This is a genomic window from Paenibacillus tuaregi, from assembly GCF_900086655.1.
In the GTDB taxonomy this organism is placed as follows: domain Bacteria; phylum Bacillota; class Bacilli; order Paenibacillales; family Paenibacillaceae; genus Fontibacillus; species Fontibacillus tuaregi.
In genome coordinates this window covers 1,554,455-1,569,316 of sequence record NZ_LT575476.1, presented here as the reverse complement: position 1 = coordinate 1,569,316, position 14,862 = coordinate 1,554,455, and the positions used below count along the sequence as shown (strand labels likewise).

The 14,862-nt window shown below is 51.9% G+C and carries 10 protein-coding genes; 4 read left to right on the top strand and 6 right to left on the bottom strand.

Annotated features, from left to right (window positions below; genetic code table 11):
- Positions 1 to 23 precede the first annotated feature (23 nt).
- From BN6628_RS07225 to BN6628_RS07205, 5 genes are all read right to left on the bottom strand, one after another.
- Positions 24 to 1,718, bottom strand: a complete 1,695-nt coding sequence (locus BN6628_RS07225; RefSeq protein ID WP_068615996.1) for an AMP-binding protein — start codon at positions 1,716 to 1,718, stop codon at positions 24 to 26.
- Between the two features lie 27 nt (positions 1,719 to 1,745).
- Positions 1,746 to 3,527, bottom strand: a complete 1,782-nt coding sequence (locus BN6628_RS07220; protein WP_068615994.1) for an acyl-CoA dehydrogenase family protein — start codon at positions 3,525 to 3,527, stop codon at positions 1,746 to 1,748.
- A gap of 27 nt (positions 3,528 to 3,554) precedes the next feature.
- Positions 3,555 to 4,739, bottom strand: a complete 1,185-nt coding sequence (locus BN6628_RS07215) for an acetyl-CoA C-acetyltransferase (RefSeq protein ID WP_068615991.1) — start codon at positions 4,737 to 4,739, stop codon at positions 3,555 to 3,557.
- 700 nt (positions 4,740 to 5,439) lie between these two features.
- A complete protein-coding gene (locus BN6628_RS07210) occupies positions 5,440 to 7,842 on the bottom strand; it encodes a 3-hydroxyacyl-CoA dehydrogenase/enoyl-CoA hydratase family protein (RefSeq protein WP_068615988.1) in 2,403 nt (800 codons plus the stop codon).
- A 2-nt stretch (positions 7,843 to 7,844) separates the two neighbouring features.
- Positions 7,845 to 10,031, bottom strand: a complete 2,187-nt coding sequence (locus BN6628_RS07205; protein WP_068615986.1) for a heterodisulfide reductase-related iron-sulfur binding cluster — start codon at positions 10,029 to 10,031, stop codon at positions 7,845 to 7,847.
- A 191-nt stretch (positions 10,032 to 10,222) separates the two neighbouring features.
- Between BN6628_RS07205 and BN6628_RS07200 the strand changes: the two genes are divergently transcribed.
- From BN6628_RS07200 to BN6628_RS07185, 4 genes are all read left to right on the top strand, one after another.
- On the top strand, positions 10,223 to 10,804 hold the full coding sequence (locus BN6628_RS07200; RefSeq protein WP_068615984.1) for a TetR/AcrR family transcriptional regulator: 582 nt from the start codon (positions 10,223 to 10,225) through the stop codon (positions 10,802 to 10,804).
- Between the two features lie 58 nt (positions 10,805 to 10,862).
- Positions 10,863 to 11,630, top strand: coding sequence for an electron transfer flavoprotein subunit beta/FixA family protein (locus BN6628_RS07195; RefSeq protein WP_068615982.1), 768 nt, complete (start codon positions 10,863 to 10,865; stop codon positions 11,628 to 11,630).
- Between the two features lie 124 nt (positions 11,631 to 11,754).
- Positions 11,755 to 12,732 carry an electron transfer flavoprotein subunit alpha/FixB family protein gene (locus BN6628_RS07190; RefSeq protein WP_068615980.1) on the top strand — a complete coding sequence of 326 codons (978 nt, stop codon included), beginning with the start codon at positions 11,755 to 11,757 and terminating at the stop codon, positions 12,730 to 12,732.
- A gap of 252 nt (positions 12,733 to 12,984) precedes the next feature.
- The gene (locus tag BN6628_RS07185) at positions 12,985 to 13,440 is read left to right on the top strand and encodes an ASCH domain-containing protein (RefSeq protein WP_068615977.1); all 456 of its coding nucleotides are present in this window, start codon (positions 12,985 to 12,987) and stop codon (positions 13,438 to 13,440) included.
- A 167-nt stretch (positions 13,441 to 13,607) separates the two neighbouring features.
- Here the strand turns inward: BN6628_RS07185 and BN6628_RS07180 are convergent, their stop codons facing one another.
- On the bottom strand, positions 13,608 to 14,732 hold the full coding sequence (locus tag BN6628_RS07180) for a DUF4309 domain-containing protein (protein WP_068615975.1): 1,125 nt from the start codon (positions 14,730 to 14,732) through the stop codon (positions 13,608 to 13,610).
- Positions 14,733 to 14,862 lie beyond the last annotated feature (130 nt).

Sequence of the window (14,862 nt, the reverse complement as noted above, 5' to 3'; positions counted from 1 at the left end):
ATAAGAGGATAAGCCAACCGCCCTTACGCCTTTTCCTTATGCTCTGCGGCCTGACGCTCGTTCTCTTCATCAATCAGCTTGCGCCGCAGCACTTTTCCGACCAGTGTCTTCGGAAGCGCTTTCCTGAATTCATAAACCTTAGGAACCTTGTAGACTGCCAGCCGTTCCTTGCACCAGCTCTTCAATTCAGCTTCCGTTGTCAAGCAGCCTTCTTTAAGTACAATATATGCTTTTACCGTCTCTCCCCGGTAAGGGTCCACAGTCCCGGCAACGACCGCTTCTTCCACGTCTGGATGCTCGAATAGAACCTCTTCCACCTCACGCGGATATATGTTGTATCCGCCTGCAATGATCAGATCCTTACGCCGATCCAGAATGAAAAAGAACCCATCCTCATCCATCCGCGCCAGATCCCCTGTATAAAGCCATCCATCACGCAGAGATGCGGCTGTCTCCTCCGGACGGTTCCAGTATCCCTTCATCACCTGTGGTCCACGAACGATCAGCTCCCCGATCTCGCCAAGCGGCAGATCCTCTCCAGTCAGGGCATTCACGATACGCGCTTCCGTATCAGGAAAAGGAATGCCGATGGAGCCGGTCTTTCTAAGCTCCCAGAAGTTATTCGCGTGGGTTACCGGCGAAGCCTCCGTCAGACCATAACCCTCGATCAGTTTGCCGCCGGAGATTCTCTCGAACTGCTCCTGCACCTCTACAGGCAGGGGAGCTGCTCCGCTGATACAAATATTAATGGATGATAAGTCATACCGGCTCACTTCAGGATGATTGATCAGAGCAATATACATGGTCGGTGCTCCGGGAAAAATCGTTGGCTTCATCTTATCAATCATTTTAAGTACCTGATTAATCTCGAAACGGGGGAGCAGCAGCAGCGTTCCCGCATTGTATATGGCCAAATTCAACAGCACAGTCAGGCCAAATACGTGAAAAAACGGCAGGGCCGCCATGTAAATCTCCTTCGCTTTCCTTGCCTTGTAGAACCAGAGCTGGGATTGAATCGTATTGGAGATCAGATTCATATGCGTCAGCATAACTCCCTTGGCTACCCCGGTTGTGCCACCGGTGTATTGAATCAGCGCCAGATCAACCCCGGCATCGACCTCCACATGACAGGGCTGTTCAGAAGAATGCTTAAGGAACTGCTTAAACGCCAGCACCCGTTCATTGTACTGAACCACCGCGGACATCCCGTCTTTTTTAGCCTTAATTGGATAGAGCATATTCTTTGGAAAAGGCAGATAATCCTGCATACCCGTGACAATGATATACTCCAGCGGATGTTTCTCCATCGCCTTGTTCACCCGCTCCACCAAGGCATCCATCGTCACAATCAGGCGGACACCCGCATCGGTTAATTGATGCTCAATCTCCCGCGGGACATACAGTGGATTCGTCATCACCGCCACCGCTCCCGTCAGCAGGGTGCCGTAGTAGGCAATCACTCCCTGCGGACAGTTCGGGAGCATAACCGCGATCCGGTCCCCTTTGCGAATACCCAGCCGAAGCAGGGCATTCGCAAAACGGTATACGGATTTCAGCAAGCTTTCATAAGTTATTTTCTTACCCATAAAGTCCAGGGCCGTGTGGGCAGGATATTGAGCTGCTGAGTCAACCAGAAATTGTGCCAAATTTTGATTCGGATAATTGTAAGAATGCGGGACCTCTTTTGGGTAATGATTGAACCAAGGTTTGTTCTGCATTCAGACACCCCAATTCTAAACGAATGGTTACAGCACGTATTGCTCCGCCTCAATGACCTTGGATGCAATATCCCGTTTCAATTCAACCATATTGATCGGGGATCTCTTCGTCAGCTTCTTGAGAATGGACAGCTGTGTACGGAGTGTGTCCCCGGATTCCATAGCTGCAAGAACTTCTTTGGCCCAGGTCTCAATGTGGCCAAAGGCCTCATGGACAAACACGGTAGTCATCTCCACCGCCAGCCGGGCTTTGTCTTCGCCGGACCGTTCGATCATTTTGCGCGTGCGCAGCAGGGCGCTCTCCATCGCATATACCTGAATCATCATATCCGCCAGATGACTGAGAATTTCCTGCTGTTCTTCAAGCTTCATCTGATATTTCTGTACAGCCTGGGCTCCGGCCATCAGGAAGATTTTTTTGGCCATGGCCAGGAGATGGGTCTCCTGATCAAGCGTACCTTCAAAGACTTGGCTCGGAATCGGCTGCATCAGCTCGGATTGCAGTGCCATTGCTTTTTGCATCAGCGGCAGCTCACCCTTCATCGCACGTTTGATCAAGGTGCCCGGAATCAACAGGCGGTTGATCTCATTTGTGCCTTCAAAAATCCGGTTAATCCGCGAATCCCGGTAATTGCGCTCGACCCGGTACTCCTGAATAAAGCCGTAGCCGCCGTGGATCTGCACGCCTTCGTCAACCACAAAATCGAGGGTTTCGGACCCAAACACCTTGTTGATCGAACATTCAAGCTGGTATTCGGCAATCGCTTTGGCCGATTGGTAGCCAACGTTCTCGCTGGCATGATCCACCTCGGCCAGACCCACGTCGAACAGTCCCGCAGTCCGGTAAGCCATGCTCTCAAGCACATAGGTTTTGGTGTTCATCTCGGCCAGCTTTTTGCCGATCAGCGGGAAGGAAGAGATTTTCTTGCCGAATTGGGTACGCTCATTGGCATATTTGGCAGCAAGCTCAATCGTGTCCTTGGAAGCGCCTACACAGCCAACGGCAAGTTTGAAACGCCCAATGTTCAGGATGTTGAAGGCGATCAGATGGCCTTTGCCAATCTCCCACAGCAGATTCTCCACCGGCACCTTAACATCCTCAAGAATCAGGGGACACGTGGATGAACCTTTAATCCCCATCTTCTTCTCTTCCGGACCGATGCTTACCCCTTCCATCGTGCGTTCAACAATAAATGTACTAAAATCCTTGCCGTCCACTTTCGCATACACGATGAACACATCCGCGAAGCCGGCATTTGTAATGAACTGTTTGGTTCCGTTCAAAATATAATATTCGCCATCCTCACTAAGTGTGGCTGTCGTTTTGGCTCCAAGCGCATCTGAACCGGAAGAAGGCTCGGTTAAGCAGTAAGCGGCAATCTTTTCCCCTGAAGCCAGAGATGGCAGGTACTTTTGCTTCTGGGCTTCGGTACCGAAATACACGATCGGCAGGGTTCCAATTCCCACATGAGCCCCTACCGACAGGGCAAAGGCGGAAGCCTTGGTTAACTTCTCGCTGATCAAAGTTGAGCTTACCTTGTCTAAGCCAAGTCCGCCGTATGCTTCAGGAACTTCCGCCCCCAGCAGCCCCAGCTCCCCGGCCTTGCGGAGCAAATCTGCAGTCAGCTCGTAATTCAGCTTCTCAATCTCTTCGTCACGCGGGGCAATTTCACCTTCAACAAAATCCTCGGTGGTCTGGGCAATCATGCGATGCTCTTCGGTGAAGTCTTCCGGAGTTATGATCTGCTGATGATTTACGTCCTCAATCATAAAGCTGCCGCCAATCACTTTGTTCATCGTTGTACTCATGATTATTCGCTCCTTTTATCGTTCATGTTATTGTGCGTGAACTTCAAATACACCGGCCGCGCCCATTCCGCCGCCAATACACATCGATACAACACCATAACCTCCGCCCCTGCGGCGAAGCTCGCTGATCAGCGTGGTCGTAATCTTGGTTCCCGTACAGCCCAGCGGATGCCCTAAAGCGATTGCTCCGCCGTTCACGTTCACCTTCTCCTCATTAATGCCGAGCTCGCGGATGACCTGCACACACTGGGAAGCGAAGGCTTCGTTGATCTCGAACAGGTCGACATCCTCAAGGCCGATCCCCGCCATCTTCAGGGCCTTCGGAATCGCCTTCACCGGGCCAACCCCCATGATTTCTGGTTCCACCCCGCTCAGCGCAAAAGATTTGAACGTAGCCAGCGGCTTCAGACCAAGCTCATCCGCCTTCTCCCGGCTCATCACCACCACGGCGGCAGCACCGTCGCTAACCTGGGAGGAGTTGCCTGCGGTCACAGTCCCGTCGAGCTTAAAGGCCGACTTCAGCTTGCCAAGCCCCTCTGCCGTTGTATCACTGCGGACTCCTTCATCCGTATCGAACAGGAATTTCTTCCGGGTGACCTTGCCCTGGTCATCCACGCTGGTCAGCTCGGCCTCGAACGGAACAATCTCATCCTTGAATTTGCCCTCTGCGATTGCAGCCGCGGCCTTCGCATGGGACCGTGCCGCAAAAGCATCCTGATCCGCGCGGGATACGCCGAAGCGCTCGGCCACTTCCTCTGCCGTGTGCCCCATGCCGATGTAAACTTCCGGCATGTCTTCTACCAGCTTCGGATTCGGAGAAATCTTGAAGCCGGTCATCGGCACATGGCTCATGCTCTCCACGCCGCCGGCCACGATGATGTCGGCATGGCCCAGCATAATCCGCTCGGCTGCAAAAGCGATGGACTGCAGCCCGGATGAGCAGAAGCGGTTAATCGTCAACGCGGGCACGGTGTTCGGGTACCCCGCGTACAGCGACATGATCCGGGCGAAGTTCAGACCCTGCTCGCCTTCGGGCATCGCGCAGCCAATAATGACGTCCTCGACGTCTTCTTTCCTCAGCCCTGGCGCACGCTCAATGACGGCTTCCAGAACCACCTTGCCGAGATCATCGGCCCGGGTCTGCACCAGGCTGCCTTTCTTGGCCTTGCCAATAGCGGTGCGGGCCATCGATACAATTACTGCTTCTTTCATCGTTCTCACACTCCTTGGGAAGTTAAGATTTAAGCCGCTCATCACGTCAAAACACAGGTGTGACTTGCAGTTTCTTGCCCGCTCAGACGGCCTGGCAGTTGCTGTCCTTTCCTCGGCCGACCACTCCACTCCGGTTCAGAGCTAACGCTTTCGCTCCTTGGCCGACCACTCCGGCTGCGGAACATCCTTACGATCGCTGTTGTCCCCGGATAATTTGAATGAATCATCCAAAGATTTTATCCGGGAACAAAGGCGAACGCTCCGCTTCTTCAGGATTGTTCCGCTTCCGTTGCTCCGTGCGTAGGCATCAGTTTTAGATGAATTACTTAAATGGCCTTGCAGAGCCTTCCTTTCGGAAACTTCCTGCTTTGATCACTTACTTTGCGGCAAACTCCAGATTGGTCATGGCGACCACTCCGGTTCAGGGCTAACGCTTTCGCTCCTTGGCCGATCACTCCGGCTGCGAAACATCCTTACGATCGCTGTTGTCCCCGGATAATTTGAATGAATCATCCAAGGATTCCATCCGGGGACAAAGGCGAACGCTCCGCTTCTTCAGGATTGTTCCGCTTCCTCCGTTGCTCCGTGCGTAGGCATTGGTTTTAGCTGAATTGCTTCAAGGTTCTCTGTCACGTTACTTCCAGTTTTGTCCCTAGGTACCCGCTTCGGGGCTTCGCTAACGCTAACTTTTAGCCCACGCCTAATTTCTCAGCGCTTTGCCTTTGGTAAGCATGTGCTGCATCCGGGCCTGCGTCTTCGGCTCGCCGCAAAGGCTGAGGAACGCTTCACGCTCCAGGTCGAGCATGTACTGCTCCGTCACCAGAGTTCCGGCAGGAACATCACCGCCAGCCAGCACATGAGCCAGCTTCTTGGCAATCAAGAGATCGTGATCGCTGATGTAACCTCCCTGCCGCATGCCGATCGCGCCAAGCTGCATCACTGCTTTGCCTTCGGCCCCCACAACCCGGATTTTCTCCTCCGGGATCGGCTCATAACCCTTGGAAAGGCCAAGTACGGCCTGCTTCGCTTCATAGATGGAGTAGTCCTGATTCGTTACAACCCTGTCGGTTGGGCGCAGGTACCCAAGACGCTTGGCGTCATGACCGCTGCCGGATACCTTGGCCGTGCCCACAGTCTCGAACACCCGGTTGATAAACGGCTGCAGGTCTGCATCCGCACCCGGCTGGCTTTGGCTGGCTCGAAGCGCGAATTCTTTACAGCCCCCACCTGCCGGGATCAGCCCTACGCCTACTTCAACCAATCCGTAATAGGTTTCGGCTGCGGCAATAACTTGATCGGCTGGCATACAAGCCTCTACCCCACCACCCAAACACATCCGGTGCGGAGCGGCAACGACCGGCTTCTCCAGCCGTTTGACCTTGTACATCGTGCTTTGGAACATCCGGATGATATCGTCAATCTCATCCCATTCCTCATCCTGCGCTTCCATCAGCAGCAGCATGATGTTGGCGCCGACACAGAAGTTCTTGCCCTGATTGGCAATCACCATGCCGAGGTAATTGCTGCGCACTTCCTCGACGCTTTGCTGAATCATCGACAGAATGTCTGCACCGATGGCATTATTCGGAGAATGGAATTCCAGACAGGCCACCCCATCCCCGAGATCAATCAGGCTTGCGCCCGAATTGCCCTTGATGGTCTTGTTCTGCTCCTTTAAGCTGCGAAGCGAGATGGCTTCCGGGACATGTTCGACTTCTTTATACTGGGTGGTGCTGATATGAACGGAATACAGCTTCCCGCTTTCATTTTTGTAAAACGACGTGTTTCCAGCAGCAATCCAATCCTTAACCCACTGAGGTACGTTCAATCCTTCAGCTTCCATCCGCTGGGTGGAACGGACGAGGCCGATTGCATCCCAAGTTTCAAAGGGCCCGAGATCCCAGGAGAAGCCCCATTTCATGGCATCGTCAATCTCCCGGATGGAATCGGAGATTTCCCCGACCTTTTCGGCCGAGTAGATCAGCACCTGCTTAAGAATGTTCCAGGCCAATTCCGAGTAGCGATCCTTGCCAGCTAACAAGGCTTTGGTCTTTTCCTTCGTGCCCTTTGCGGTCTTGGCTGCTTCAAGTGAAGCACCTTTGGGCTTCGTCTGGGGGACGTATTCCATGGTCGCCAGATTGAGCGACAGGATCTCACTGCCCTTCTCCCCTTTTTTCTTCAGGTAAAAGCCCTGCCCGGTCTTCTCTCCAAGCCATTTACGCTCGGTCATACTCTTCAGAACTTCCGGTGTACAGAACACCGCCTTCTCCTGTTCATCCGTCACATTGTGGTATACATTATCAGCAACGTGCACGAAGGTATCGAGGCCGACCAGATCCAACGTACGGAAAGTCGCGCTCTTCGGGCGGCCCATTGCCGGACCTGTGACGGCATCAACCTCTTCCACGGTATAACCGCCGTTCTTCTGCATTTCCTGGAGTGTCACAAGCAATCCGTAAGTCCCTATCCGGTTGCCGATGAAGTTCGGCGTATCCTTGGCGAGCACTACACCCTTGCCAAGCACCTTCTCACAAAAGACCTTCATTGCGGTAACCAGTTCGGGATCGGTATCGTTCCCTGGAATAATCTCAAGCAGCTTCATATAACGCGGAGGATTGAAGAAGTGTGTTCCGAGAAAGTGCTTGCGGAACTCCTCTCCGCATTCCGCGGCCATAGCGTTGATGGAAATTCCCGAGGTGTTGGAGGAGACAACCGCACCTGGTCCACGGTGCTGTTCAATCTGCTTCAGCAGGCTTCTTTTTACGTCCAGGTTCTCAACGACCACCTCGATAATCCAGTCCACTTCCGCGATCTTTGCGAGGTCATCCTCCAAATTTCCCGGTGTGATCCGGGAAGCAAAAGCTTCATCATAGAGCGGCGCAGGTTTGATCTTCGCCAGCTTCTTGATCGCAGATGCAGAGAAGCGGCTCCGTACCGACGGATGCTCAAGCGTCAATCCTTTCTTAGCTTCTTCTTCAGTAAGCTCTTTAGGCACAATATCGAGCAGTAGGGTCTGAATCCCTACATTGGCCAGGTGGGCTGCAATTTGTGAGCCCATGATACCGGAGCCGATAACGGCCGCTTTACGAATGGATAAGTTCATGATCATCTCGCCTCCAATTCAAGTTCACGATTTAGCGCTGCCGGAGTATCCCCAAATACGGACAGCTCCAGAATTTCCGCAATATCCTTGGCTTTAACCTGGTCTTCCACTTCCTTCATCTTGGTGCCATCCTCCATCATCGTCAGGCAGTAAGGACACGCGCTGCTGATGACGGTTGGATTCACTTCGAGCGCCTGCTCGGTGCGGGCGAGATTGACTCTTTTGCCAGAGGTCTCCTCCATCCACATCATGCCTCCGCCTGCCCCACAGCACATCCCGTTCTCACGGGAACGGGTCATTTCGACCAGTTCCACACCCGGAATCGCCTTTAGCACATTGCGCGGTTCGTCATACACATTGTTGTACCTGCCCAAATAACAGGAGTCGTGATAGGTGATGCGCTCATTCACTTCATGCTTGGGGGTCAGCCTGCCTTCCTTAATCAGCTGATCTAACAGCTGGGTGTGATGCAGCACCTCGACCCCTTCGAGCCCGAATTCCGGGTACTCATTTTTGAATGTATTGAAAGTATGAGGACACGCGGTCACGATTTTGCGCACGCCATACTTCTCAAACGTAGCGATGTTCTCCATGCACAGCTGCTGAAACAGCATTTCATTTCCCATCCGGCGGGGCGTATCGCCCGAATTCTTCTCCTCGTTGCCGAGGATCGCGAAGCTTACACCCGATTCATTCAGGAGCCTTGCGAAAGCGCGGGAGATTTTGCGGCTGCGCAAGTCGTAAGAGCCCATAGAGCCTACGAAGAACAGGTATTCAAAGTCAGGATGATCCTTCACCGTCGGCACCTTGATGCCCTCCACTTCACCGGTCCACTGGGCCCGGTCATTGCGGTTCAGCCCCCAAGGGTTGCTCTGGCGTTCAATATTCTGAAGCGCCCGCTGCCCTTCATTCGGCATGCTGCCCTCCATCAGCACGAGATGGCGGCGGAGGTCGATGATTTTATCCACATGCTCATTGCCTACAGGGCATTGATCCTCACAATTACGGCAGGTCGTGCAGGACCAGATTTCTTCTTCCGTCATGACATCCCCGATCAGGTTCATTTCCAACGGGTTCTTCTCCTGGTGGGTCCAGGTCGACTTCTGCCAGGCAAGTGTTGGGCGGATATCGGTAATACCGTTGGCTGTATTCCAGTTCACTTCATGAGTCTTCGGCTCTGCCAGGGCATAAGCCCCGCTCCCCCCGCCAAAAGCGAACTCCGGCACATACGGTGATTTGCCTGTAATGGCTGTGCCCTTCTCCGTTAGATGGTCGCGGAGCTTGGTGATCAGATGCATTGGAGACAGCACCTTCCCGGTATTGGAAGCCGGGCATACATTGGTGCACCGCCCGCATTCCACACAGGCGTAGAAATCAATCATCTGCTTCTGGGTGAAATCTTCTATTTTGCCAACCCCGAACGACTCAGCCTCTTCATCCTCCAGATCCAGCTTGTGCAGCTTGCCAACCGGCTCGGACCGGCGGAACCAGATATTCACCGGTGCGGTAATCAGGTGAAAATGCTTGGACTGCGGAACATACACCAGAAATGCAAGCAGAATGAGCAGATGTGCCCACCAGAACGTGTAGAACAGCGCCGCTGCGGCTGCAATAGGCAGTGACCCGAATAAAACCGCAATCATTGAAGAGATCGGCGCGTACCCGGAAGCCGGGATGCCTAACCATACGCGTTCAAATCCGAGGGACAGCAGCACGGACAGCATCAAGGAGAAAATAAAAATGACAACGATGCTCGGCTTAAGTCCGCGCTTGAGCCTGGCCAGCTTCTCCCCGTAGCGCCGGTATGCCGCATAACCCATCGCTATAAGAATAAGGAATACCGTAATCTCCTGAAGCAGACCAAATACGTCGTAAGCGGGTATCGGCAGGTGATTTCTACCGTTCGTCAGCCCCTTAATGATGAGGTCAACCGCCCCGAATTGCAGAATGATAAATCCATAAAAAATGACGATATGCATAATGCCGCTCTTCGGGTCCTTGAGCAGCTTCTTCTGCCCAAATACCTGGGCGAGAAATTCTCCCCACCTCCCTTTGCTTTGTGCCCGGAAGTCCGAAGGCTTGCCGAGCTTAACGTACAGCCAGCGGTGATACACGGCCTTGTAAAACAGATAGAGCCCGTATCCGGTGACCGCTAGAAATAGAAGAAGATTTACGATTTGCCATGCCATCTTACATCCGTCCTTTCTGCTTCACTTCGGTATCGCTTGTGATGGCCAAGCTTAGAAAGCGATTACATTTATGTTGTAAAAATAAATCTTAAGCTGAAAACATTGACATCTGGCGTTGTTTCCCATAAGATTAAGAAAAAATGAATGAGTATTCATTCAGTTATTACGAATTCTAACACTGAGGTGGCACTATGGCAAGTAGGAAAATGGAAAAATATGAGCTGATCCTGGAAGCTGCACTCAAAGTCATTGCTGAGAATGGCTTTCATGGTTCTCAGATTTCAAAAATTGCAAAGGAGGCTGGTGTGGCGGACGGTACGATATATTTATATTTTAAGAAAAAGGAAGATATCCTTATTTCTCTGTTTCAGGAGCGCCTTGGCGACCTGATCGCCGCCTTTAATGAAAGTGTGAAGGAATCCAGCACGGCGGATGAGGCCCTGAGAAAAGTGTGTGAGATTCATTTCAGTGAGCTGGAGAGCAATGTGAACCTGGCCTACGTAACCCAAATTGAGCTTCGCCAAAGCTCGCTGGAGCTGCGGGTAGCCATTGGGAACGTCGTGAAGCCTTATATTCAGCTCATTGAGCATATTCTGGAGAAAGGGATTCAGGAGAAATCGTTCCGGCCCGATCTGGATGTGAAGCTGACACGACTCTTAATCTTTGGAGGGCTGGACGAAGCCGTAACATCCTGGCTAATTTCAGGCAGGAAGTATTCCCTTACCGCCCAAGTGGATAAAACGGTGGAATTTTTTCTTAAAGGCCTTAAGTAAGTAAATGAAGCATAGGTGTACAATCTCTTTACCTTAATCCCAGAGAGGAGTATGGCACATGAATATCTATGTCTTGTTGAAGCAAACGTTTGATACGGAAGAGAGAATCGTGATTCAAGATGGGGAAGTCTCTGATGACGGTGTCAAATATGTGATTAATCCTTATGATGAGTATGCTGTGGAGGAGGCTTTGCGTCAAAAGGAGCAGCACGGCGGAAATATTACCGTGCTCTCCATAGGTCCCGAACGTACGGCCGAAGCGCTTCGCACGGCTCTAGCCATGGGTGCCGATGATGCCGTCCTGATTACGGATGAGCGGATTCCTTCCGATGAATTCAGCGTATCCAAGGTGCTCGCCGCATATCTGGAGAAGCAGTCGTATGATCTCATCCTCGGTGGCAACTTCTCCGTGGACAGCGGCGGTGGACAGGTGGCGGTCCGTGTTGCCCGGCTTCTGGGTATCCCGCACACCTCATCCATTACCAAGCTGGAGATTAACGGCACGCAGGCTGCGGCCCAGCGTGATGCTGAGGGCGATACGGAATCGCTCATCGTCACGCTTCCGGCTGTCTTTACCGCTCAACAAGGGCTGAACGAGCCGCGCTATCCTTCTCTCCCGGGCATTATGAAAGCGAAGAAGAAGCCGTTCCAGACCTTGACTCTGGACGACGTAGGGATCAGCGAGGCTGATCTTGCGGCCAGAACCAAGCGGGTATCCCTCACGCTTCCGCCCGCCCGCAAAGCCGGCCAAATTCTCAAGGGGGATCTTCCTCAGCAGGCTGCAGAGCTCGTTCAGCTGCTGCGCACAGAAGCGAAGCTGATCTAAATTCAGAGTTCAGGCTGCTCATAGACGTAGAAATTCTAAAATCATATGTACAGAGATCGATCAACCATAAATAAGCGGATTAACCGCAGAGGCACATAATTCAATCCTTGGGAGGTTGTCTGATATGAGTCATACGTATGTGGTGGTTGCAGAGGTCCGGGCAGGGGCTTTGCGTCAGGTTACATTGGAAGCGCTTCAAGCCGTGTCCTTAATTAAAGAAGTTGGAGATACGGTCGCCGCGGTCATTCTCGGTTCACAAATTACCCAGCTTGCAGGTGAACTGGCCGGTTATGTGAATGATGGTAAGGTCTATGCCGTAGACCACCCTGACTTGGAGAATTATAACGCGGAAGTCTACTTCCGCACGTTGACCTCCGTTCTTGACCCGCTTCAGCCTCACGCTGTGGTGTTCGGACATACCGCAGCCGGCCGGGATCTTGCGCCTATGATTGCTGCGCATCTTGGGGCGGGCCAAATATCCGACGTGACTGCAATCGAGAATAGCGGCGCAGACACGCTGTTCACCCGGCCAATCTATGCGGGCAAAGCCTTCGAGCAGAAGCAGTTCGCGGATGGGCCGCAGGTCATCACCATCCGGCCGAACAATATTCCGGCTGCTGAACAGACTGGCAGCCCTGCGGAAATTGTGGACCGCGAATATACGCCTGCCGCAGACCTGCGCTCGGTCATCAAGGACGTGGTGCGCAAGACCTCCGGCAAAGTGGATCTGACCGAAGCCAAGTTTGTGGTCTCGGGCGGGCGTGGTGTAAAGAGCGCGGATGGGTTCAAGCCGCTGGAGGAGCTGGCGGATGTGCTTGGAGGGGCGGTCGGTGCTTCACGCGGCGCCTGTGACGCGGGCTACTGCGACTACGCGATGCAGATCGGGCAGACCGGCAAGGTGGTGACGCCGGAAATTTACATCGCCTGCGGCATCAGCGGCGCGATCCAGCATCTTGCCGGCATGAGCCAATCGCGTGTGATTATCGCGATCAACAAAGACCCGGAGGCACCGATCTTTAAGGTAGCGGACTACGGCATTGTAGGGGATCTGTTCGAGGTCATTCCCCTTCTGACACAGGAATTCAGGAAGGTACTCGTGTAAATTAACATTGGCTTCCCCGCGATATTCGTAAGAAGCTCAGAATAAGCAGCCTGCAGGTGCAAACTGAACTATGACCCACAAGAAGGACACTTTGAAAAAAGTGACCCTCGTGTGGGTCTTAGTTCGTATCTTAAAGCAGGCTGCTTTTTTTTCTGACAAGAACAAGATTAGCAGCAGAATCATGAACATGTTAAAGTTACTATATTATGTTATTTAATATAATGACTGATTTTATTACTAAGGGAGAATCCGATGAACCAGCAAGCACAAACCTATTGGGATGAATACTGGAAACAGCAAGGCCGGGAAAAGCTAAAGCGCGTATCCGCATGGCAGTTCGGGGCAGATCCAGACCATCTCGCCCAATTAGTTATCGATGGTGTTAAGACCGCAACCTGCTCTGGATTAGTTTTTTATGAAATGGAACAAGAGCCCCTGCCCTCCGTTGACGACTACAGCATTATCTTAAACAGCGATGACAAGCCAGTGGCCATAATTAGAACCGCTGAGGTAACCGTCATGCCTATGAATGAGGTGCCAGAGGAATTTGCAATTGCTGAGGGTGAGGGAGACCGATCCTACCGCTACTGGAAAGAAGCCCATGTAAAGTTTTTTACCGAGGCGTTGAGCAGTATAGGTCTGCAATTCTCGGAGGATATGATGTTGGTGTGTGAACGTTTTGAATTGGTTGATGTGAAGCGCAAGTAAACACCTGCGGATTCTATGTCTATTAGGCACAGAACATTTCTGTACCGCTTATCATAAACCAACAGCATGGAAAGAAGCGTTCGTTCTCGGAACCCTTCGAATCTATACCGATCCCCTAAACAAAGCAAGGAGCCGTCTTTACGGACGGCTCCTTGCTCTATAAATTTCTACATGATGGAAGCCCGGGTAATAAAGCTGTCCTCATCATCAGAGTAGAACACAAGAGCGCGCTTTCCCAAACTATAAATGACTACATAGTTCCCTTCTTCTTCATTAACATATTCCTCACTCGGCTTGCCCAGCCAGTTCTTCACATGGGACACGGTAAGATTCTGCTTCTCCACATTTAGAAGCAGCTCTGTCACCACAGATGAGTCATTCATATCATGGGTGTAATCATCGAATCCGATAAAGGTGGAATTGTATTCATAATAGCCGTGCCACTCCCCATTCGACATTACCTTAGGCTTACCCAGAACGCTGCCTACCGCCTTAGCTGTTAAGCCCAGCTTGACCTTCGGATTGCCCGGCAGAACGCCTTTAACTGCTGAATTCTTGAGCTCGGTCAGATAAGCCCGGTCTCCTGTGCCAGCCTGGTTCCAACTGGATGTGTTCCCGTAAGAAGAATCGTTCCGGCGTAAAGTCATCGTAGCCAGATGAAGCGCAAAGGTATCAAACACATACTTGCCTTTGGAATTGTCATACTGTCTAGTCTGGATCTTCATGCCCGGAAGCATACGCACGCCACCGACCTTCCCAGCTCCCCAAAATGCGTCATAACGCTTGCCGTCTTTGTCTGCGAAGGTAAGCAATTGCAGTTTGCCGGATTGTACAACAAAGGAGCGGAACAGATCAAAATTCGAGGTTCCGTATTCGGTCATGATGAACAGGTCGGGTGTATTTTTGCTGATTCTCTTCAGGACGTAATTCTTCTTATCCGGAGGAACTACCGTATGCAGGCCCAAGTTTACAGTTTGCACAGCTGCGTATCGTTCCCCGCTCTTAAGCAGGGCAGCCTGATACTTTCCTGTATAACTAGTCTGACCTTTCTTGTAGCCTAGCTGGTAACTGTCCTCCTGAATTTTCCCCTTCTTCTCATCCTTTGCAAATATGTACAAGGTGTATAAATTATTCGCTGCGTCATACAGCGGATACGACAAACGGCTGATCTTGTTGAGCTTGGAGGCCTCAATCGTGCTTCCTGCTGCCTGCACCGGAACAGCTTGAACAGCCGGAAGAGCAAGTGAGAATACGAGCAGGCAGGGGATAAATAGACGGGCAAATAACTTCATTCTGTCTCTCCTTCATGTATAATGTTTGGTAGTTTCGCAAGGTTGTAAATTAAACATAGCTATTCCCTATATCGGCAATATACTTGACCAGCTTTAATCTGATATAAAGTTGAACAACAGAAGTACCTTT

Coding starts and splice junctions, on each gene's coding strand:
- BN6628_RS07200 (WP_068615984.1), top strand. CDS start 10,223: ATGGCAAGTAGGAAAATGGAAAAATATGAGCTGATCCTGGAAGCTGCA.
- BN6628_RS07215 (WP_068615991.1), bottom strand. CDS start 4,739: ATGAAAGAAGCAGTAATTGTATCGATGGCCCGCACCGCTATTGGCAAG.
- BN6628_RS07225 (WP_068615996.1), bottom strand. CDS start 1,718: ATGCAGAACAAACCTTGGTTCAATCATTACCCAAAAGAGGTCCCGCAT.
- BN6628_RS07195 (WP_068615982.1), top strand. CDS start 10,863: ATGAATATCTATGTCTTGTTGAAGCAAACGTTTGATACGGAAGAGAGA.
- BN6628_RS07185 (WP_068615977.1), top strand. CDS start 12,985: ATGAACCAGCAAGCACAAACCTATTGGGATGAATACTGGAAACAGCAA.
- BN6628_RS07220 (WP_068615994.1), bottom strand. CDS start 3,527: ATGAGTACAACGATGAACAAAGTGATTGGCGGCAGCTTTATGATTGAG.
- BN6628_RS07205 (WP_068615986.1), bottom strand. CDS start 10,031: ATGGCATGGCAAATCGTAAATCTTCTTCTATTTCTAGCGGTCACCGGA.
- BN6628_RS07190 (WP_068615980.1), top strand. CDS start 11,755: ATGAGTCATACGTATGTGGTGGTTGCAGAGGTCCGGGCAGGGGCTTTG.
- BN6628_RS07210 (WP_068615988.1), bottom strand. CDS start 7,842: ATGAACTTATCCATTCGTAAAGCGGCCGTTATCGGCTCCGGTATCATG.
- BN6628_RS07180 (WP_068615975.1), bottom strand. CDS start 14,732: ATGAAGTTATTTGCCCGTCTATTTATCCCCTGCCTGCTCGTATTCTCA.